We start from the raw sequence: 19,642 nt of genomic DNA on the forward strand, positions 1-19,642 counted from the left end.
CAGGCCCAGCCAAGGCTGGCGATCTTTTCTTATTCGTTGAATTGCAGTGTAGATCGCTTGACCTGAGTCGAACGAACATTTTCCGTTCCGGCGCTACGCCACTCGGTGAGTCGAAGCGACGAGGCACCTGCCGCACGAGCGCGCCTTGCCCATTCGCAAGCGTCCGGCGCTAACTGTCGCCTCACCACCGCAGTCGCACCGGCAAACCCACAATCCATCGCCAGCGTACCGCTCGGTCGTCAGCTGGCCGAAAACCTCGCCGCTCTTCAGCGCAGGTGAGCCCGGTCGCGACCGCCACACGCGACGCTGCTCACGGCAGCCGCAATCACGCACTGCACCGCTCTCTACCGTCTTCAGGGCGGAAGTCACATGGTCGCCGCATCGGCATCGCCAGAGCCACATGTCCGCGCCGCAATATTGAAGCGCGACGAGATCGCCAAAGGCGCGACCAGCGACATCGCGACTTGGCGGAAAGGGCCATCGAGGCTGCAAGGGGCGGCGGGTACGTTTGTTCACAGCAAGCAAAATGGGGTGCGGCGTCGTGTTCTCAAGCATACCTGCGCCTTTGATTCGGAGCGGGTCGACGCTTCGATCAGCTTATAGCCGTTGTGTGGTATTGCTCACACTTTGTTGCAATTTGCTGCAGGCGGCTAGAGTGCCCGCCCGGCAAGGCTTAGCGGCTCGCGGCGAAACGTGGATACGGTTCCGCTTCCCACAGCAGGGTGAAGATTTCAAATGCTGAACCGTTAAAGGACTCAACCAGTGGGGAACACACACCATGAAGATTGAATCCAGCAATTTTCCGCTCGCGGCTTCGCAGAACGGTCCGCAACGCGCAACGATCAACAGCGATGCGAAGGATGCCGTCGAGTCCGCGCACCAGGTCAGCGCTGCCGGCGCGCAGAATTCGACGGTTAATCTTTCGTCAATGTCCGCGATGCACACGTCCAGCGATTCGGATAGCGACACGGCGAAGGTCGAGTCGATCAAGGCCGCCCTGCGTGACGGCAGCTACAAGATCGATTCCGGAAAGATCGCCGACGGCATGCTAAGCACCGCGCGCGACCTGCTGCAAACGACTACTCGCTGACCGGCGGCTGAACGTAGCAATACCGACGGCGGATAAGCGACGCAGGCGCCAGCGCTGACAGCCGTGAAGGCGAGCCATTGGCTTCATTGTCGGTCCGCGTTCGAGGTGGCGGCACGCCTGCAATGCAGTGCATCGCATGGAGAATTTTTGCTGCGGGCTTGTTCGAGAATTCTTCCGAAGACCCACCACACGACTGCGGGAACGACGCCATTGCGCCGGTCTGCGTCGTTGCAAGGCAGTCCATGAAGACTCGCACGGCGTGATTGGCCGGCCGGGGGCCGGCCCGCCATGCTTACTGGGCGATCTTTTTCGCTTCGTCGCGCCAGTAGTGTTGCTGGTTCCACCCAAGAAGGCGCTTGAGCTTCTCGTTGCTGAGCAGGGTCTCGAACTCGCCGAGTTGCTTTTTGAGCGGCACGCCGGGGTAGTAGCGTCGGAGCAGTTCCGCGGTAGGTACGTCGGACGACACGTCGTCGGCCGCGACGTTCATCACCTGAAAGCCGAGGCCGTCCTTTTCGATGGCGAGCCGGCACGCGCTCGCGAGATCGCGCCCGTCGATATAGCTCCATGCAATCCTCTTGCGCAGTGCTGGATCCTTGAGCCACGCCGGAAACTTCGCGTAGTCGTTGGGTTCGAGCACGTTGCCAATACGAAAGCAGTAGATGTCAGAGCCGGTGCGCGCGTGGAACGCCTTCGCCGTCACTTCGTTGATAACCTTCGACGTCGCGTAGCTGTCCATCGGGTTCACCGGGTATTCCTCGTCGAGCGGGAAGTACTCTGGACTGCGATCCCGGTGCGCGAACACCATACCGTATGTGGTTTCGCTCGATGCCACGATCACCTTGCGGATGCCAAGCTTCGACGCTGCGTCGAGGATGTTGTACGTGCCCATCACGTTGATCCGGTAGACCTCGTTGTCGGGCGTGATCATGATGCGAGGGATCGCCGCAAAATGCACAATCGCGTCGATCGGCTTTGGTTCGAGGTCGTCGGCGAATTCTCCCGGCGCGGTGCTCGATGCCAGCGCATTGAATACCTGGCCCGCATCGGTGATGTCCGTAATCAACGTGCGCGCCGTGCGCGCCGCCATCGGCACGCGATCAAGATTCATCACCTCGTAGCCGTGCTCGACCAGGTTCTGGACCACCCATTTTCCGGCCAGGCCGCTGCCGCCGGTCACGATCACTCGCTTCGTCATGTGCTCCTCTTCTCCTGTTTTCCTACATGTTTTAGCGCTTTTCCGCGCGTGTCGCGCGGCCTCATTCCATCATAGGATCGTTGCGCTCCGTGTCCTTGATTCGGCAGTAACAGTTCTGATGTTGAGTCGTGCGGCCCCAACTAGCCGGCCTCCGCCCGATGCGGCCGGCTGGAGACGACGTTCAGGCGTTGATCCAGGCTCGCGCCTGTTCCAGCTCGTTGACGTGGAACGCCTTGATTTCAGCCTTCGTGAAGAACCGGGCCAAATGCATCGAGGCGCGAATCCAGCCCGCGTCGGCCACCACGGCGGCGCGCGTGACCTTGCGGGCGACGGAGACGCCGAGCGTCAGGTCGGTCCATAGCGCCTTCGGCTCGATGCCGCTGAAATGCTCGATGCGTTCGAGCACGCGGGTCTTACCGTTCAGTTCAAGATCACCGCGCATGCGCTCGATGGCTTCGCGCAGTTCGTGGTCGGTGATTTTGCCTTCGACGGATATTTCGATGACCGACGAATCGGGGACGGTGTGATACAGGATCATGGCAGGACCTCTAGCCAGAGAGACGTTACACGCTCAGGCACGGATGAGCCTGGCGTTCGACGGCGTACTCATGGTACCTCTTTCCACTCGCTCGGTTAGGTTACGAGCCGATCTTCCCCTGAGAGGCAGTCGAGGCCATCGGCGCCACCGGCCGGCCGCGGTACGCCGTGATGGGCGCGTGGCTCACGACTGCGGCACGATCACGAACAGTTGGTAGGGACGCGCGGGCAACTCCCGTCCCCATGCGGTCTTGCTCACCTCGAGCGCAATCGGCGCTGCATGGCTTAGCGACGATGCCGTCGCGATGCAGCCCGAGTCGTCGCCACGGCACACAATCAGCGAGCCCTGGCGCGCGAAATCGGCGGATGTGAGCCAGGGCGTTGCCGCCGGCCAGTCGAGATCCCAGAAGCGGGGGTGGCCGCCGTCATAGAACACCATCGAAGCGGCCTCATGCGTCGAGCCCGCCACGATCGACAGCGGCTGGCTGGTGCGTTCGTGCCACACCGCCTGCGCGGCTGCCGCGAGTTCCGCGCGCGGCTCGGCCGCGTCGTCGGAATTGCGCCGCGCCCCTGTGTAGCCGACCACTGCCGATACCGCGAGCACCAGCGCCCAGTACACCGCCATGACGCGTATGGCACGCTGCGGCGCGAACTCGAAGCGGGCTTGCACGAGCACGGCAAGCCAGAGTGGCACCATTGCGAACCACTGCGCCATGCCCCAGACCGAGGCCATCTGCGTCTTGCCGATCACGGACAGCAGGCCCACCGCGAACAGTGGCCCCAGCGCGAGCCACCAGAGATCCGGGTACGACGCGCTCCGAACAACGCTCAGCGCCATGAGCCGCGCAGCCCCGCGCGTGCGCACCATCAACAGCACGAAAACGAAACTGAGCGCGAGATAGCCGATCTGCGCGAGCGTGTAGATGCCAAAGCGCCCGACCGCGGCGAGAAGCGTGCCGCCGGTGCGTTGCGCGGCATACTCGAGCGTCGGGAAATGATTAACCATCATCCAGTGTACGTGCGGGGCCAGCACGGCGACTCCCGCCGCCACCGCGAGCAGCGAATCGACGCTGACGAGGCGCGCACGCCATGCGGGACGCGCGAGCAATGCCAGCAACAGCCCGAGCAGCAGCACGATCGTGAAGTACTTGCCCAGCACGGCAAGCGCCGCGCACGCCCCGAGACCGAGCGCCGCGCCGCTGCGCGCGAGGCGGCTGCCCGGCTGCACGTAGCGGACGAAAAAGTAGGCGGTCCACGGCCAGACCGACAGCAGGATCGAGTTCGGATTGAATTTGATGGCGAGATTCGAGTAAAGCGGCGAGACCGCCATCGCAAGCCCGGCGATGATCGCGATCTGGCGCGGCACGAAGCGCCCGGCGAGCGCGACGATCCCGGCCAGGCCGACCAGCACGTTCACCGCCGACAGCGCGAAATACGCGAGATCGGTGTGCGGGAACACGCTGAACCAGGCCGCTGCGACCCATGACGAAAGCGGCGGGTGCTTCGCGTAACCGGCCTGCCACTCGATGCCCCAGACATAGGTCTCGACCATGTCGCCCTGGATGTCGAGATTGCCGCGCGCGAGCCAGGCGGCCAGCGTCCAGACCAGCGCGTGGAAGGGGAGCAGCCAGCCGAGTGATGCGACGCGCGCGGCGGCAGGTTTATCGGAGGCTGAGGCGAGCGACGTGGGATTCGAAAGCTGGGTCGACATTGAACCTTTTGGTCTGAGTGCCGCCCTACCGGGCAGCGTTTTTTGGCCCGGCATTGTAATATGAGCTTACGTAGGGAGAGAGAGATCCTGACAGACTGCCCGGCAACCCATGGCGCCCGATCAAATCAAAAAGGCCTTGATGAAGGACGTTCGCGGCGAAAATTGACCCGTGTGGTCAAGCCGAAGATTCGATTCTCTTGACGCGGCGCTCAACTCGGCCGCAATTGCAGATGCGCTTGAGAAAGCTCTGAGCTGGGCGTGGATCGTAGCAACCCCGACACGAGCCGCGCAACCGTCGCCAGCGTTCCAGTGGATCTGATGGCGAAAAGCTGCGCGTGACGCGCGATAACGCGTCTCGAAGTCGCGATTCTTTGAGCGCGACGTGTACCGACGGGTCATGCGCGGCGGATTCGACCGGCCGATGCAATAGTTGCAGGCATCGTTCGGCTGGGCCCCATGTTTTGGCTGCAAAACGCGTCGCCATCAGTCGCAAAGCAGCCCCACCATCGGAATCGCCGGGGTTCGTCCCGCGATCAGGTCGGCCGTGATTCGAGCCGATCCGTGTGACATGGTCCAGCCGATATGACCGTGACCGGTATTCAGATAAAGATTGCGATACTTCCTGCGCCCAAGAAACGGCAGGTTCGTCGGCGTCATCGGCCTGAGACCGGCCCACATTTCGGCGCGATCGTAGTTGGCGCCGGCCGGGTAGAGTTCTTGTGTCACGCTCTTCATAAACGCAAAATCAGAAGGCTTATGGCTCGTGTCGTAGCCAGCAAACTCCGCCGTTGCGGTGACCCGGATCCGGTCGCCGAAGCGCGAGATTGCGACCAGGTTGTGCTCGTCGACCACTGCGACCGAGGGTGGCATGGGCCGGCCATCGATCGGAATCGTGAGGGAGTATCCCTTGATCGGATAGATCGGAAGATCGATGCCGATCTGTCGGCCAAGAACCGGACTATAGGGGCCAAGGGCGAGCACATACGCGTCGGCTTTTACAAGGCCTCGGCTCGTTCTTATGCCCACCACGTCCTGCCCAGCGGTTTCGAAGCCGTCGATGGTGGTGTCCGTCAGAAGCGTACCGCCACGCGCGACAATCTTTTCCGCTAGGGCGCGGGTGAACTTCGCAGGGTCTCCGGTCTCATCGGTCGGGCAGTAAATGGCACCCGCTATCCTGTCTTTTGCCGAAGCCAGCGACGGGTCGAGAGCGACGACCTGATCGCGGCTGAGAACCCTGATGACTTGCCCATCGGATTCCAGCAGCTTCATGTGTTCGACTCCGCGATCCTGCGCTTCCTGCGTCCGATGAAAATACAGAATTCCGCGGTCATTTCGATCGTATTCGATGGCGTCCTCAGCGATCACATTCTGTAGCACGCGTTGCGAGTACGCGGCAAGCCGATGCTTGAGCAGGGTATTGCGGCGTGCCTTCTCTGATGTGCATTCCATCAGGAAACGCCACGACCAGCTGTAAAGCCTGGGATCTGCCGAGAACTTGAAGCGCAACGCCTGATCTTTCAGCACCAGCGATTTGAGCAGAATCATCGGCGCTTTGGGCGAGGACCAGACAAAGGAATGCCCGGGCGCGATCATGCCCGCGTTACCCCAACTGGTTTCCGATGCGACTAAAGGCTGCCGCTCGACGATCACGACCTCATGGCCATCCTTCTGCAACTGGTACGCGGTTGTCACACCGACTACCCCGCCACCGAGCACGACAACTTTCATGATGTCCTCAGATACAAGGGGGCCGGCGGCATTCAAGGCGGCGCGGTCTCGCTCCGGCTTTTGTGCTGCGCCACCATCGATTCCTGCTGGACAGGAGGCGCCAGTCTCACTTCCATTGCGGCTGATTCAGCACCATTCCGTGCTGCCCTTTGTAGGCAGCCACGGCCGGCGGCGTCCACCCATCCAGCATCTGTGGCGCGAGTTGCCAGACCTCGATGCCAAGCGGCCGGCACACTTCCAGCGGATCGCGCGCGTCGGGTCCCCACATCGGCACTGACAGATCGCCGCCCGGACAGGTCGACAGCGCGCACAGCAAGTCGATCTCCGCGAAGAATTCGAGGTAATCGCCTTTCTTTGCCGGACACGCCTTCATGAAGTATTTGTCTTCGAGATTCAGGCCGGTGCACTGGAACACGTTGAGCACGTCGTGGACGTCGTACTCAGTCAATCCATACGGGGCGATGGCGCGCGTCAGGTTGGAGTGGCAGTGAAAATGAAAATCCTCGCCGGTCAGCATGCGGTTCACGTAGGGGTCGCAGCGCGTGCCGAGCAGATCGTGGACACGGCCGCCGTGCTCGTCGACGCCGTAGCCTGCGAGACTGTCGTCCGTGATGGTCACCATCGGACGCAGGAATGGCAGCGTCGACCACAGACGGTCGAACGTGCTCACGTGCGCCTGCTGCAACTGGCGCGTGCGCGACGCCCACATGCGCTCGCGCGGGTTGTGCCGGTTCCACATGTTCAGGTCGGCAACCTGCGGGCCTTCGATCGTGACAATGCGAAACACGTGGCCGGCCGGCACGGTCCACGCTTGGCCCGAGCGGATCGGCACGACGATCGATTCGACCAGCGTGCGGGTGTCGTGCTGTGAGGCGATGCGCTGATAGAACGTCTTGTCGACGTCGAGCGCTGAGCCTTTGGTGGACTGATAGGCAGCAGGATAATTCAGCATGATGCATTCTCCGTCGAACTCAGGCCGGCGCCGTGCCGCGACGAGGCGGCGTCGTCATCGCTCGGGCGACGCAGCACTGCAACGACCTTTTCCTTATCTTTTTCCTTATCTATCTCTGACATGTTTTGCCTCCATGACGTCTGACCCGTTTCAGCCAAGGTCGATTGCCCAGTTGGCGGGTTACTCTGCCGAGCTGGCACTGCCGCCCAGATAGGCAGCGCGGACCCGGCTATCCTGAGCCAGCTCGCGGGCGGACCCCGCGAGCGCAATGTGCCCGCTTTCCAGCACGTAAGCGCGATGAGCGATCCGCAGCGCCTGGCGGGCGTTCTGCTCGACGAGGAGAATCGAGGTGCCTTCGCGGCAGATGTCGGCGATCATGCCGAAGATCGCGCGGACCAGCTTCGGCGCGAGTCCCATCGACGGTTCGTCCAGCACCACGATACGCGGGCGCAGCATCAAGGCTCGGGCAATCGCCAGCATCTGCTGTTCGCCGCCGCTGAGCGTGCCCGCCAGCTGGCTGCGTCGCTCGCCGAGCCGGGGGAAAGTCGCATAGAGCTGATCCCTTCGCTGTTGCAATGCCGCACTGTCGCGCCGGATCAGATAGCCGCCGAGATGCAGATTTTCCTCCACCGTCAGCGCCCCGAAAATGCGCCGCCCCTCTGGCACATGACCGAGACCCAGCGCCACGATCTGGTGTGCGCGCAAGCCCGTCAGGCGCTGGCCAGCCATCGCAATGTCGCCCGCGCGCGGCCGGATCAATCCGGAAATCGCCCGCAGCGTGGTCGTTTTTCCCGCGCCGTTGCTGCCGAGCAACGCGACGATCTCGCCCTCCGCGACGTCCAGCGAGATGCCGTGCAGCACTTCGACAGTCCCATAGCTCACGCGCAGATCGCGGATTTCTAGGAGTCCCACAGCGATTTCTCCCCGGCAGTATCGTCGCTCGCCTCGTCCTTTCCGGCTGTGCCGAGATAGGCATCGATCACCCGCGGGTCCGCCTGGATCGCGGCGGGCTGGCCCTCGGCGATGATGACGCCGTGGTCCATCACGATGATCCGGTCCGATACGCCCATCACCAGCATCATGTCGTGCTCGATCAGCAGCACCGTCACGCCATGATCCCGGATCCGCCGGATCAGTTCCATCAGCGCGCGTTTCTCGGTCGGGTTCATGCCTGCAGCCGGCTCATCGAGCAGCAGCAGGCGAGGGCTGCTGGCGAGCGCACGGGCGATCTCCAGCCTGCGTTGGTCGCCGTAGGGCAGATCGGCGGCGCGCTCGCCCGCCCTGCCGGCAAGACCGACGAAGGCAAGCCAGCGCAGGCCTTCGGTGGAATGGTCCGCCGCCTCGGCGCGCGCGGACGGCAACGCTAGAAGCTCGGCTGCGAGCGGTGTCCGAAGCCGATGGTCCATGCCGGTCAGGACGTTTTCGAAGGCCGTCATGTGGCCGAACAGGCGGATGCCCTGGAAGGTGCGCGCCATGCCTTGATGGACGATGCGATGAGGCGCGCCACCGGCAAGCCGTTCCCCGCACCAGACGATCTGGCCGCCAGTCGGGCGGATGACGCCGGTCAGGCAGTTGAACACGGTGGTCTTGCCGGCACCGTTCGGACCGATCAGGCTCACGATCTCGCCGCTTCGCACCATGAAGCTGACACCGCCGACCGCCAGCACGCCACCGAAGCGGCGCTGCATGTCGCGCACCTCCAGCAGGACCTCATCGGTGACGGCGTGATCGGGCACAGCGACGCGATCGGCGTCAGCGCCCTTGCGCGCCGGCGCGACGCGGCGCAACGGCGCTGGCCACAATCCCTGTGGCCTTAACAGCATCAGGATCACGAGCCCGATCGCAAAAGCGAAGATGCGCCAGAGATTGAGAAAACGCAGAATCTCCGGCAGGCCGGCGACGATGATGGCGCCGAGGAGCACACCGGGAATGCTGCCCCGGCCGCCGAGCACGACGACAATCAGGATCGTGACGGACTGCAGATAGGTGAAGCCGGTCGGATCGATGGTGCCGAAGCGGGCGGCGAACAGGCTGCCGCCCAGCCCACCGATCAGCGCGCCCATCACATAGGCGAGCAGCTTGACGCGCAGCGTCGGCACGCCGACGGCCTCGGCAGCTGCCTCGTCCTCGCGGATGCTGGTCCATGCGCGGCCCAGCCGCGACTGGCCGAGCCGGATGGCGAACACGAGCACCAGCACGAGGAACGCCATGCCCAGTTCGTAGAGCGCTAGCGGCGAACTGATCTCGAAACCGAACAGGCTCGGGCTCGCGATGCCGAAGATGCCGTTCGGGCCGCCCGTGATGTCGAGGTTGGTGGCGACGATACGCGTGATTTCGCCGAACCCCAGCGTGACGATCGCCAGATAGTCGCTGCGCAGGCGCAGGGTGGGATAGCCGATGACGATGCCCGATACCCCGGCGAACGCCAGACTGAACGGCAGCGTCTCCCAGAACGAGAAGTGCAGCAGGGTTTCCAGCAATGCCGTCGTGTATGCGCCGATCGCGAAGAAGGCCGCGTAGCCCAGATCGAGCAACCCGGCATAACCGACTACGATGTTCAGCCCAAGACCCAGGATCGAATAGGTGACGATGGTCAGGCCGACATCGACGACATAGTTGCTGACGACAGCGGGCAGCGCCACGGCGGCGGCCAGCAGCGCACCGCCGAGAGGCCTGGCCCAACGCGCGGAGACCTGACTGGCGCTCATGGACTACATTCTCTCGACAACGCGTTCGCCGAACAGCCCGGTCGGCTTGATCACGAGCACGGCGATCAGCACGCCGAAGACGAACACGTCGGTCCATTGCGAAGAGACATAGCCCGCGCCGAAGGCTTCGAGCAGGCCAATCAGGATGCCGCCCGCCATCGCGCCCGGGATGTTGCCGATGCCGCCGAGCACAGCGGCGGTGAACGCGCGCAGGCCTAGCACGAAGCCCATGAAGAAATTGATCTGCGTGTAGTAAAGACCTTCCATGACGCCCGCCACGGCGGCCAGCACCGAGCCGAGCAGAAAGGTGAGCTGGATCAGGCGTTCGACGTCGATGCCCATCAGACGCGCGGCGTCCTGATCGATTGCCAGCGCGCGCATCGCGGTGCCGAGGAAAGTGTGGTGAACGAAGAAATACAGTGCCAGCATCAGGGCCAGGCTCGTCACGATGATGCCGATCTGCGCGAAGGTGATCTGCACGCCGTGGAGTTCGAAGCCGGCCTGGCTCAGCACGTGCGGATAGGTGCGAAAGCCCGCGCCGTAGATCAGCAGCACCCCATTTTGCAGCGCCAGCGAGACGCCTAGCGCCGTGATCAGAATCGACAGCCGTGGCGCGCGCAGCAACGGCTGATACGCGAGCCGCTCGATCAGCAGGCCGAGCGCGCCTGTGACCGTCATGGCGGCCACAAGGGCGATCAGCAGCGCCAGGGCGAGCGGTAGATGCGCGGATGCAAGAACCATCAGACCGGTCCAGCCGATGAACGCGCCGACCATGAACAGATCGCCATGGGCGAAGTTGATCAGCCGGATGATGCCGTAGACCATCGTGTAGCCGAGGGCGACGAGGGCATAGAACGAGCCGGTCGTCAGCCCTTCGATGACGAACTGGAAGAAGTCGCTCATGACGGGGCGGCGCGCGCAATGACGCCTACTTCATCGCCACCCAATGCCCGTTCGCTTCCTGCCGCTGGTAGGGCTCGAACTTGTCGTTGTGCACGATGATGGTGATGTACACCGCTTTACTGCGGTCCCCCTTCGCATTGAAGGAGATCGTTCCGGTCGCGCCCGGGTAGTTCGAGATCTTGTGCAGAGCCGCGGTGATCGCGGCAGGCTGGGCCGATTTTGCGTCCGCGATGGCTTTGGCCGTGACTCCGACAGCGTCGTATTCATAGACCGAGTACGGTCCCGGCGCTTGCCCGTAAGCCTTCATATAGTCATCGACGTAGGCGTGCGCGCCGCTCAGGAACTGCGCGAGCGGTGCCGTCGTGATGATCATGCCGTCGGCGGCGGGGCCGGCCGTCTTCATCAGGGTGGGGTCATTGGTGGCGTCGCCGCCCATGAAGGTCATTTTCAGACCCAGTTGCCGCGCCTCCTTGACCAGCAGGCCGGCTTCGGAGAAATAGCCTGTGTAGTAGATCACGTCAGGCTTCAGTGAGGAGACCCGCGTGAGCGTCGGTGAATAGTCCATCTGTCCGGGGGTGATCGAATTGGCGTACACGACATCGACACCGTCCTTCTTCAGGGCTTGCACGGTGTTCTGGGCGAGGCCTTTGGAATAGGTCGTGTTGTCGTCGATCACCGCCACGCGCTTCGCGTGCAGAACGTCTTTCATGAAGCTTGCCGCGAATGGGCCCTGCTGGTCGTCACGGCCGATCGTGCGGAACACGTTGTCGTACCCCATCTCGGTCAGTTGCGGATTCGTCGACGCATCCAGCACGTAGGGAATCCCGGCGCGATGAAAGGTTGTCGATTCCGGCAGCGCCGCGCTTGAGCAATATCCGCCCGCTACCGCGACAACGCCCGCATCGACGAGTTTCTGTGCCGCCTGCACCGCGGTCTGCGCATCACAGGCGTCGTCCTCGGGCACCAGCTCGATCTGCTTGCCGAGCACGCCGCCGGCCGCGTTGATTCTGGCGGCGGCGAGCTTCGCGCCATTGACAATATCCGTGCCGGCATTGGCACTGCTGCCCGACAGCGGAACGGGCACGCCGATCTTGATGGTGGCGCCCTGGCTTAGCGCCGAACCGGGAGCCATGCCGACAAGCAGGGCCACGGCGGCCGCCATGCCCGCAAAGGCCGTTTGCCGCGAGCCCCGCTTTGCACCGGACCAGCCAATCGTCTGAGCAAACATGTTAGAGACTCCTTATTGTGAGAGGGATCGGACGATCCGCCACACGGGTATACCGGTGACATCGGAAAGCGGACGGAAATGGGGCGATTGCGTGTGATTCATACCCACCAGGTCAACGGCGTGACTGCTGGTTTCACCGGAGCGCTGACACTAAAGCGCTTCTTTCATGATAGAAGCCGGTGTGCGTTGGACGGTATAGGGTATTTGCGTATAAACCATTACACAAAGGCGCCGGCAATCCCCTACCTTTAAGAGGCAGTGACGACAGAGACTCGCGAGCCCGAACGCGACATGACAGGACGACTCCGAAATGAGTGCGATTGCACCGCATGACGACGTGTACACGAAGCTCGATTTCACGCTGGACGACGGCATCGGCCGTCGTGCCGCGATTGGGCTCGTGGTGCTCGCCACCGATCATACGATCGAGCATGAGTGGCGGGGCTTGCTGACGCAGGACGGCGTGGCGTTCTACGAAAGCCGTGTGTATAACTCGGCGGACATCACGCCCGAACGGCTAGCGGAAATGGAGGACCGTATTGCACCGGCGGTCGCGCTGATCCGTCCGGCCGAGCGTATCGATGTGGTGGCGTTTGGCTGCACGTCCGCGTCGATGGTGATTGGGGAGGAAAAGGTGTTCGCGCGGATTCGCGAAGCGCGTGCGGACGCCGCGTGCACTACGCCGATCACCGCGGCGCTGGCGGCGCTTCGCGCACTTGGCGTCCAACGTACGGCCCTGCTTACTCCCTATGTGCGTTCGATCAACGAATACATGCGCGACTATATCGAGTCGCGCGGTCTTGGCATTACGCGCGTGGCGTCGTTCGAGCATGCGAACGATAACGAAGTGGCGCGGATCGATGCGGCGTCATTGCGAACTGGTGTTGAGCGACTTGCGCGCAATCGTGACGTGGACGCGATTTTCGTATCGTGCACGAGCTTGCGCATCGCCGGGTTGATTCCGGAGCTGGAGGCGGCGATCGGCAAGCCGGTGATATCGAGCAACTACGCGATGGCGTGGCACGCGTTGCGGCTCGCCGGCGTGGGAGATTGCGAGCCTCAGCTTGGGCGGCTGTTCGCGCTGTGACGTTGTACCTTGAAACGCGACGCAGCGCGACGGGGCGACCATGCGGCGATCGACGCCGAGGCCATGTTCCAGACATCGACGCGCACCACAGACGCGGCAGGCGCGTCGGATGAACCGCCGCAGGAATCGCTCATCGAAGCGTCTGCGCGACGGCAGGACTACGACGACTGTCCGTCATTTCCCAGCATGGTTCGACGACATGCCGGCGCGCCGCAATGACACGCGTACTGGGCGCGAACGTCGTCGGTGACCGCGCCGTCCACTGACAGACCGTAATTGATGAAAAGCTCCTCCCCGGGTGCGATCGTGGCGAGCGCATGAATGAACACCCGGTCTCCCGTCTCGATGGCCTCGCAGTTGGGGGCGCACGCATGGTTCAGAAAGCGGGCGCTGTTGCCGCCGCGGCTGCCGTCGATCACTCGTCCGCTGGACAGCCCAAACACGAAGGTGTGGCCCGCGTCGGCTCGCTGACGGGCGGCGGCGCGCCGCCAGCTGGTCACTTCCCCCTTGTACTCGATCACCCGTTCGCCCGGGGCGATCGGCTGCAGGGCAAACAGTCCCATGCCATGCACTGGTGAGCGTCGTGCGGTGATGCGTCGCAATCGCATTTTGTCGTTTCCTTCGCGACCCTCGGTCGTTGCATGTGGTTGAGCGGCGATGCGAAGCATATCGCCACACAGTCAGGCGCTCAATATTTTTCTTTTTAAAAGCGCAACTAACAGCCAAGGACGGACCGCGCCAAGGGTTCCGGCTTTGCCGCAACGAGGCTGGCAACGGTCGACGGTTACAGGGAGGTCGTCAAGTCGCATGTCCACGGCATCACGCCGGCACAACAGTCGGCTCAGCCAAACGAGCGGCTGGCCGCCGCTGCGCGCTTGCGCAACCAGTTCATGCAGGCGAACAGGGCGATGGCGAACGCCATCAGCAGTGTGGCCACGGCAAGGATCGACGGGTCGATCTGGTCACGGATGCCACTCCACATCTGCCGCGGCACGGTGCGCTGCTCGGGGCCGCCAATGAACAGAATGACGATCACTTCGTCGAACGACGTCGCGAATGCGAACACACTGCCCGTTGCGACGGCGGGCGTGATCAGCGGGAGAGTGACGCGACGAAACGCGACCCACGGCTGCGCGCCCAGCCCCGACGCAGCGCGAAGCAGGCTTTGATCGAACGACAGCAGCGAAGCCGTCACGGTGATCACCACGAAGGGCGTACCGAGCGCGGCATGCGCAAGCACGACGCCGAGATACGAATTGACCAGGCCGAGCGGCGAAAAGACCAGATAAAACCCTGCCGCGACGACAACGATAGGCACGATCATCGGCGACACGATGATCGGCATGATGATCGAGCGGTAAGGAAACTGCGTGCGGCTCAAGCCGAGCGCGGCGAGTGTGCCGAGCACCGTCGCGATCAGCGTCGACGCCGCGCCGATGCCGATGCTGTTCGCCAACGCGCGTTGCCAGTCCGGCGAACTCAGCGCCTGCGCGTACCAGCGCAGCGAGAAGCCCTGCATCGGGTACGAGAAGAATGAGCCGGAGTTGAACGACAGCGGCACGATCGCGAGGATCGGCGCGACGAGGAAAAAGAAAATGAGCGCGCAATGCACGCGTAGTCCCGCGCCCGCGATGCGTTCCGAGAGTAGCCGGGTTCGTCCGTCTTTCATCTGAGTCTGCCTGTTGATCAACCATACGAAGGAGCGACAACCCATTAGCGTCGGTTGCGCGGCGCGTTAGCCAAAGCGCAAGCGGTCGATACCGACCAGCCGGTTGAAGATGAAATAGAACACCGCCGTGAATGCGATCAGATAGCACGACAACGCACCCGCGAGTCCCCAGTTGAGCTGATCGTTGGTCTGCGACGCGATCAGCTGGCTGATCATTTCGTCGCCGGCGCCGCCTAGCAGGGCGGGGGTGATGTAATAACCGAGCGCGAGCACGAACACGAGAAAACATCCCGCGCCGACACCCGGCAGCGTTTGCGGAACATACACTCGCACGAAGGCCACAGCCGGATGCGCGCCGAGGGATTTCGCCGCGCGCATGTACACGGGCGGGACACCTTTCATCACCGAAAAGATCGCGAGGATCATGTATGGCAGCAGGATGTGCGTCATGCCGATCAACACACCCGTGCGATTGAAAATCAGCGGTAACGGATGATTGATGAGCCCAAAGCGGAGCAACGCGCCGTTGATTACACCACCTGGTTGCAGCAGCACATACCACGCGGTGGTCCGCACCAGCAGCGAGGTCCAGAACGGTACGATCACGAAGAGGATCAGCCGGTTGCTCTGGTCCTCCGGCAATGTCGCGAGCAGATACGCCACGGGATAACCCAGCACCAGGCACAGCAGCGTGACCGTCGCACTGATCGTGACCGTGCGTCCGAAGGCTGCGCGGAAGATGGCGCTGTCCGCCGCGACGGACGTCACCGAGCCATCGGGCGCGACTTGCGCGTCGACGGCGTTCAGCAAATAGTCGGGCGTGGGCGAGATCGACGCACGCTTGAGGAGCCGCCAGGTTTCCGGTGTGTTCCAGCGTTCATCCAGATCGATCAGGGCGGGCTTCCATTGCGCGGGCGTTTGCGAACGTGTGGCACGCGCGGTCTTGAACAGCAGGCTGCGGAACTCTGGTTGAGAGAAGTTCATGCGTCGCGCGATATTGCCGAGCTGGCCGGATTCGCTGGCGTCCTTCAGGTCGTGCGCGAGTGCGGCAAAGGCCGGTTCGCCGGGTACGCCCGCACCGTCCCATCCGGCCAGCGCCGTGCTCAATTGCGGCATGCCGGCGCGCACTTCAGGGTTGCGCACGCTGCGCGCGAGCAGGCTCGCGATCGGCGCGACGAACGTCACCAGCAGAAAGATGAGCAACGGCAAAGCCAGCAGCAACGCGCGCATCGCGGCCTTGCGGCGCGCGGCGCGAAACGACTCGCGGTTCGCGGCCTGCGGGCCGCGGCCAAAAGGGGCGGTGGATGGCAGCTGCGTGTTCATCGTGCTCGATCTCCCGGGTGACGTTCGTTCGATCTGGCGCTACTGCGCCAGCCAGTTCTGGAACCGCTTGTTGATCGCATCCGCGTTGTCGGCCCAGAACGTCGCGTTGATTTGCAGCGGGCGTTTGAAGTTCTCCGGCGCTGTCGGCAGATCGTTCAGACGCGCCTTGTCGATCAGCGGAATGGCGTCCTTGCGCGGCGGCGCGTACGCGATGTACTTCGACAGGTCCGCATAGGCCTGCGGTGTCGAGGATGCGACGATGAACTTCCGCGCCGCGTCGGCATGCTTCGCGCCGTTGACCACGGCCCACCATTCGTAGTCGTACACCTGTGCATCCCAGACGATCTTGAAGGGCTTCTTGTCCTTGTGCACGGCGTCGTCGATGCGGCCGTTGTACGCCTGCGTCATCACGACCGCGCCGTCGGCGAGCAGTTGCGGCGCCTGCGCACCCGCCTCCCACCAGACGATGCTCGGCTTGATCGTGTCGAGCTTCTTGAACGCGCGATCGACGCCAGCCGGCGTGGAGAGGGTCTTGTACACGTCCTTGGGTGCAACGCCATCGGCGATTAAGGCCCATTCCATCGCGACCTTCGGCGACTTGCGCATGCCGCGCTTGCCGGGGTACTTGCTGAGGTCGAAGAAATCGTTGATGGTTGTCGGCGCAGATTTCAGCTTGCTGGTGTCATACGCATAGACGGTGGACCATACCATCGCCGCGACGGCGCAATCACTGATCGAGCCCGGCAGGAAGTCACTGGTGTTGCCGAGCAACTTCTTGTCGAACTTGGCGATGAGGCCTTCGTCGCACGCGGTGATTGCGTCGTTGGTTTCGAGGTCGATCAGATCCCAGGTCGGGTTCTTCGACTGTTCCATCGCTTGCAGTTTGGCGAGGCCGCCATCGTAGGACTCGGTGGAGAACTGGTCGCCGGTTTTCGCAGTGAACGGTTCGAACCATGCCTTTTTCGCGGCAGCTTCATACGCACCGCCAAAGGTGACGACGGAAATCGTTTCGGCCGCGTGAACCGTGGCCGTGGCAAACACCCCGAGCGCGCACGCCGCGATGGTGGTCCGGAAGGACGAGAGTGTGGTTTTCATTTCTAGTTGGCTCCTGCGATAAGTGGCGAGGCGGACGAGGGAACGGAAACGGTGGAATAGTCGACGCCGCCGGACGCGGCGGTGGATTGCGGCGCGGCCGCCATTGCTGGCAGCACCTTGCAGTCGTCGCGTCGCCAGGTCACGGCGGTCTGGCGGCCGAGCGCGGGCAGGTCATGGTGCTGTGTGTTCGGCAGCTTGACGACCATGCTTTCGCCATGGCCGAGCTTCAGATGCACGCGATGATGATCGCCGCAGTAAACGAGTTCCTCGACAAGCGCGTGCACGATGTTCATGTTCTGCCGGGTCGCTTCCTGCACGGCGTCCGGCGTCGCCGCGATGTGCGCGCGCTCGGGACGCAGCGCCAGCACCGCCGTGTCGCCCGACGCGAGCCCCGCGCCTGGGCGTCCGCGCACAGTGCTGCCGTCGGCCAGCTGCATCGCAGCCCATTCCCCGCCGTCGGAATCGACGCGACCGGTCAGTCCATTGTTCTCGCCGACGAAATTGGCAACGAACGCATTCGCTGCGTTTTCGTAGAGTTCGGTCGGTGCGGCGGCCTGCTGGATGCGTCCATCGGAAAACACGGCGACGCGGTCCGACATCGTCAACGCTTCGTTCTGGTCGTGGGTCACGTAGACGATCGTCAGCGACAGTTCGCGATGCAGCCGCATGATTTCGTATTGCATGGTTTCACGCAGGCGCTTGTCGAGCGCGCCAAGCGGCTCGTCCATCAGCACCACGCTCGGCTCGAAAACCAGCGCGCGGGCAAGCGCAACGCGCTGCTGCTGGCCACCGGACAGTTGCGACGGACGCCGCCCCGCCAGATGCGATAACTCCACCATGTCCAGCACGCGCGTCACGCGCGTTTTCTGTTCGCTACGGCTTATCTTGCGCACCGACAGCGGAAACGCGACGTTCTCGGCAATCGTCATGTGCGGGAACAGCGCATAGTTCTGAAACACCATGCCGATATCGCGCCGATGCGGTGGCTTGTCGTCCAGACGCTTGCCGGCGAGGCGGATTTCACCGCGCGTCGGCGCTTCGAATCCCGCGAGCATCATCAGTGTCGTGGTCTTGCCGGAACCGGACGGACCGAGCAGCGAAACGAATTCACCGTGCGCGACATCGAGATCGAGTCCCTCGACGACGCTATGCACGCCGTCGTATGACTTGCTGACGCCGTCGAACGAAATAAATGGTTGGCTTGACATGGGTAACTCGGCAGAGTGTTGGCGGTCCACGTGGGGCGGCAAATCACTTCGCGCCCAGGCGTCCCGCCAGATAGCGGGCGAAGTCGTAATTCGGCCGTTCCAGAGGGCTCAGATGGCCAGGCTTCGCGAGTGGCGCGTGCACGCCGCGAAACACGGCCTCGACGCCGCGCCGGTCCTCGGCGTTGACTTCGTCGAGCAGCGTCTTCAGCGTAGCCATGTAATCGGCGGCCCGCGGATCGTCGACGAAATCCGGTGCGAGGCCGCCGCCGAAGCGGATATGCACGCGGCCGACGCCCCGCGGCTGCAGGATCAGATACCAGAAGTAGCCGGGCGTCAGCGTGATCAGGTGTGTCGGGTAGATCGCCAGCAGCGCGGTGGTACGGCGCCAGTGCCCTAGCAGACGTGTATTGCTGGGATGCGCGTTGCCGATCGGCAGCGACGCTTCCTTGGTGATCCAGTGATAGTTGAACGCGGGCAAGCCCGGCGGACATTCCATTTCTTCGAGCTTCGAGTGCGGCCCGACCGTTGCGCGATGCAGCATCGGCAAGTGATAGCTCTCCATGAAATTTTCCGCGAGGATCTTCCAGTTGGTGTCCCACACGTGCTCTTCGTGGAAGGTCTCGACGTAGTTGCTCATGCCGTACGGCTCGATCAGCTTCGTCAACCCGGACAAATGCGATTCCACCGAAGGCGCGTGCGCGTTGAGCGTTACGTAGATCCAGCCTTGCCAAGTCTCGCAGCGCACGGCAGGCAGCTTGTATTGTTCCTTGCAAAAGCCCGGCTGCCGATCCATCAACGGCGCGCCCGCGAGCGAACCATCGAGCGTGTAGTTCCATGCGTGATAGGGGCACACGATCCGGCGCACGTTGCCGCGCCCTTCAAGCAATACCGACATCCGGTGCAGGCAAACATTCGAGAATGCGCGCAACGCACCGCTCGCATCGCGCAGCACGAACACCGGCTGGTCGTCGATTTGCGCGGTCAGATAGTCGCCGCACTGTGCGAGCGCGCTCGCGCGGCCCACGCACAACCACTCGTGGCGAAACACGTCGCGCCGTTCGAGCGCGAGAAACGCCTCCGACGTGTAGACGGCCGGCGGCATTGCGTGTGCATCCCCGAACGGACGCTCGCAGTTCTCGCGCAGGGCGCGAACGATGTCGAGCTCAGTGTCCGTCGACTGAAGAATGGCTGACATAGGGGGCCCCCCA

Annotated in this window: 17 protein-coding genes; 2 read left to right on the forward strand and 15 right to left on the reverse strand. The window is 63.2% G+C overall.

Annotated elements, in window-relative coordinates:
• Positions 1-778 precede the first annotated feature (778 nt).
• On the forward strand, positions 779-1,090 hold the full coding sequence (flgM, locus tag OKW26_RS16035; RefSeq protein WP_429354361.1) for a flagellar biosynthesis anti-sigma factor FlgM: 312 nt from the start codon (positions 779-781) through the stop codon (positions 1,088-1,090).
• Positions 1,091-1,382: 292 nt separating this feature from the next.
• On the opposite strand, the gene OKW26_RS16040 is transcribed toward flgM, so the two are convergent.
• The 9 genes from OKW26_RS16040 to OKW26_RS16080 form a co-directional block, all read right to left on the reverse strand.
• Positions 1,383-2,285, reverse strand: coding sequence for an NAD-dependent epimerase/dehydratase family protein (locus OKW26_RS16040; RefSeq protein ID WP_429354362.1), 903 nt, complete (start codon positions 2,283-2,285; stop codon positions 1,383-1,385).
• A gap of 181 nt (positions 2,286-2,466) precedes the next feature.
• Positions 2,467-2,823 carry an STAS/SEC14 domain-containing protein gene (locus tag OKW26_RS16045; protein WP_184024102.1) on the reverse strand — a complete coding sequence of 119 codons (357 nt, stop codon included), beginning with the start codon at positions 2,821-2,823 and terminating at the stop codon, positions 2,467-2,469.
• A 183-nt stretch (positions 2,824-3,006) separates the two neighbouring features.
• Entirely contained in the window at positions 3,007-4,533 is a 1,527-nt protein-coding gene (locus OKW26_RS16050) for a glycosyltransferase family 39 protein (protein WP_429354363.1), read from the reverse strand.
• A 483-nt stretch (positions 4,534-5,016) separates the two neighbouring features.
• On the reverse strand, positions 5,017-6,261 hold the full coding sequence (locus OKW26_RS16055; protein ID WP_184044820.1) for a D-amino acid dehydrogenase: 1,245 nt from the start codon (positions 6,259-6,261) through the stop codon (positions 5,017-5,019).
• 106 nt (positions 6,262-6,367) lie between these two features.
• Positions 6,368-7,213, reverse strand: coding sequence for an urea carboxylase-associated family protein (locus tag OKW26_RS16060; protein ID WP_184068510.1), 846 nt, complete (start codon positions 7,211-7,213; stop codon positions 6,368-6,370).
• A gap of 180 nt (positions 7,214-7,393) precedes the next feature.
• On the reverse strand, positions 7,394-8,125 hold the full coding sequence (locus OKW26_RS16065) for an ABC transporter ATP-binding protein (RefSeq protein WP_090810981.1): 732 nt from the start codon (positions 8,123-8,125) through the stop codon (positions 7,394-7,396).
• Positions 8,113-9,921 carry an ABC transporter permease subunit gene (locus tag OKW26_RS16070; RefSeq protein WP_429354364.1) on the reverse strand — a complete coding sequence of 603 codons (1,809 nt, stop codon included), beginning with the start codon at positions 9,919-9,921 and terminating at the stop codon, positions 8,113-8,115. The genes OKW26_RS16065 and OKW26_RS16070 overlap by 13 nt, the downstream gene beginning before the upstream one ends.
• Positions 9,922-9,924: 3 nt before the next feature.
• Positions 9,925-10,824, reverse strand: a complete 900-nt coding sequence (locus tag OKW26_RS16075) for a branched-chain amino acid ABC transporter permease (RefSeq protein WP_018422469.1) — start codon at positions 10,822-10,824, stop codon at positions 9,925-9,927.
• Between the two features lie 25 nt (positions 10,825-10,849).
• Positions 10,850-12,052: a branched-chain amino acid ABC transporter substrate-binding protein gene (locus OKW26_RS16080; protein ID WP_090810985.1), complete on the reverse strand. Its 1,203-nt coding sequence runs from the start codon at positions 12,050-12,052 to the stop codon at positions 10,850-10,852.
• 310 nt (positions 12,053-12,362) lie between these two features.
• Here OKW26_RS16080 and OKW26_RS16085 point away from each other — a divergent pair, with 310 nt between their 5' ends.
• Entirely contained in the window at positions 12,363-13,139 is a 777-nt protein-coding gene (locus OKW26_RS16085) for a maleate cis-trans isomerase family protein (RefSeq protein WP_429354365.1), read from the forward strand.
• Between the two features lie 158 nt (positions 13,140-13,297).
• On the opposite strand, the gene OKW26_RS16090 is transcribed toward OKW26_RS16085, so the two are convergent.
• From OKW26_RS16090 to OKW26_RS16115, 6 genes are all read right to left on the reverse strand, one after another.
• The gene (locus OKW26_RS16090; RefSeq protein ID WP_187615590.1) at positions 13,298-13,747 is read right to left on the reverse strand and encodes an SET domain-containing protein; all 450 of its coding nucleotides are present in this window, start codon (positions 13,745-13,747) and stop codon (positions 13,298-13,300) included.
• Positions 13,748-13,980: 233 nt separating this feature from the next.
• Positions 13,981-14,808, reverse strand: a complete 828-nt coding sequence (locus OKW26_RS16095; protein ID WP_090810989.1) for an ABC transporter permease — start codon at positions 14,806-14,808, stop codon at positions 13,981-13,983.
• Positions 14,809-14,874: 66 nt separating this feature from the next.
• Positions 14,875-16,131, reverse strand: a complete 1,257-nt coding sequence (locus tag OKW26_RS16100; protein ID WP_429354366.1) for an ABC transporter permease — start codon at positions 16,129-16,131, stop codon at positions 14,875-14,877.
• Positions 16,132-16,170: 39 nt separating this feature from the next.
• The gene (locus OKW26_RS16105; RefSeq protein WP_184024135.1) at positions 16,171-17,226 is read right to left on the reverse strand and encodes an ABC transporter substrate-binding protein; all 1,056 of its coding nucleotides are present in this window, start codon (positions 17,224-17,226) and stop codon (positions 16,171-16,173) included.
• A gap of 2 nt (positions 17,227-17,228) precedes the next feature.
• Positions 17,229-18,434 carry an ABC transporter ATP-binding protein gene (locus OKW26_RS16110; protein WP_429354367.1) on the reverse strand — a complete coding sequence of 402 codons (1,206 nt, stop codon included), beginning with the start codon at positions 18,432-18,434 and terminating at the stop codon, positions 17,229-17,231.
• Positions 18,435-18,477: 43 nt separating this feature from the next.
• Entirely contained in the window at positions 18,478-19,629 is a 1,152-nt protein-coding gene (locus tag OKW26_RS16115; protein ID WP_429354368.1) for an SRPBCC family protein, read from the reverse strand.
• Positions 19,630-19,642 lie beyond the last annotated feature (13 nt).

It is taken from the genome of Paraburkholderia sp. 32 (assembly GCF_050435345.1).
Classification (GTDB): Bacteria; Pseudomonadota; Gammaproteobacteria; order Burkholderiales; family Burkholderiaceae; genus Paraburkholderia; species Paraburkholderia tuberum.

Bases quoted from the DNA above. Each gene is read 5' to 3' on its own strand.
- flgM (WP_429354361.1), top strand. From the start codon at position 779: ATGAAGATTGAATCCAGCAATTTTCCGCTCGCGGCTTCGCAGAACGGT.
- OKW26_RS16040 (WP_429354362.1), bottom strand. From the start codon at position 2,285: ATGACGAAGCGAGTGATCGTGACCGGCGGCAGCGGCCTGGCCGGAAAA.
- OKW26_RS16045 (WP_184024102.1), bottom strand. From the start codon at position 2,823: ATGATCCTGTATCACACCGTCCCCGATTCGTCGGTCATCGAAATATCC.
- OKW26_RS16050 (WP_429354363.1), bottom strand. From the start codon at position 4,533: ATGTCGACCCAGCTTTCGAATCCCACGTCGCTCGCCTCAGCCTCCGAT.
- OKW26_RS16055 (WP_184044820.1), bottom strand. From the start codon at position 6,261: ATGAAAGTTGTCGTGCTCGGTGGCGGGGTAGTCGGTGTGACAACCGCG.
- OKW26_RS16060 (WP_184068510.1), bottom strand. From the start codon at position 7,213: ATGCTGAATTATCCTGCTGCCTATCAGTCCACCAAAGGCTCAGCGCTC.
- OKW26_RS16070 (WP_429354364.1), bottom strand. From the start codon at position 9,921: ATGAGCGCCAGTCAGGTCTCCGCGCGTTGGGCCAGGCCTCTCGGCGGT.
- OKW26_RS16075 (WP_018422469.1), bottom strand. From the start codon at position 10,824: ATGAGCGACTTCTTCCAGTTCGTCATCGAAGGGCTGACGACCGGCTCG.
- OKW26_RS16080 (WP_090810985.1), bottom strand. From the start codon at position 12,052: ATGTTTGCTCAGACGATTGGCTGGTCCGGTGCAAAGCGGGGCTCGCGG.
- OKW26_RS16085 (WP_429354365.1), top strand. From the start codon at position 12,363: ATGAGTGCGATTGCACCGCATGACGACGTGTACACGAAGCTCGATTTC.
- OKW26_RS16090 (WP_187615590.1), bottom strand. From the start codon at position 13,747: ATGCGATTGCGACGCATCACCGCACGACGCTCACCAGTGCATGGCATG.
- OKW26_RS16095 (WP_090810989.1), bottom strand. From the start codon at position 14,808: ATGAAAGACGGACGAACCCGGCTACTCTCGGAACGCATCGCGGGCGCG.
- OKW26_RS16100 (WP_429354366.1), bottom strand. From the start codon at position 16,131: ATGAACACGCAGCTGCCATCCACCGCCCCTTTTGGCCGCGGCCCGCAG.
- OKW26_RS16105 (WP_184024135.1), bottom strand. From the start codon at position 17,226: ATGAAAACCACACTCTCGTCCTTCCGGACCACCATCGCGGCGTGCGCG.
- OKW26_RS16110 (WP_429354367.1), bottom strand. From the start codon at position 18,434: ATGTCAAGCCAACCATTTATTTCGTTCGACGGCGTCAGCAAGTCATAC.
- OKW26_RS16115 (WP_429354368.1), bottom strand. From the start codon at position 19,629: ATGTCAGCCATTCTTCAGTCGACGGACACTGAGCTCGACATCGTTCGC.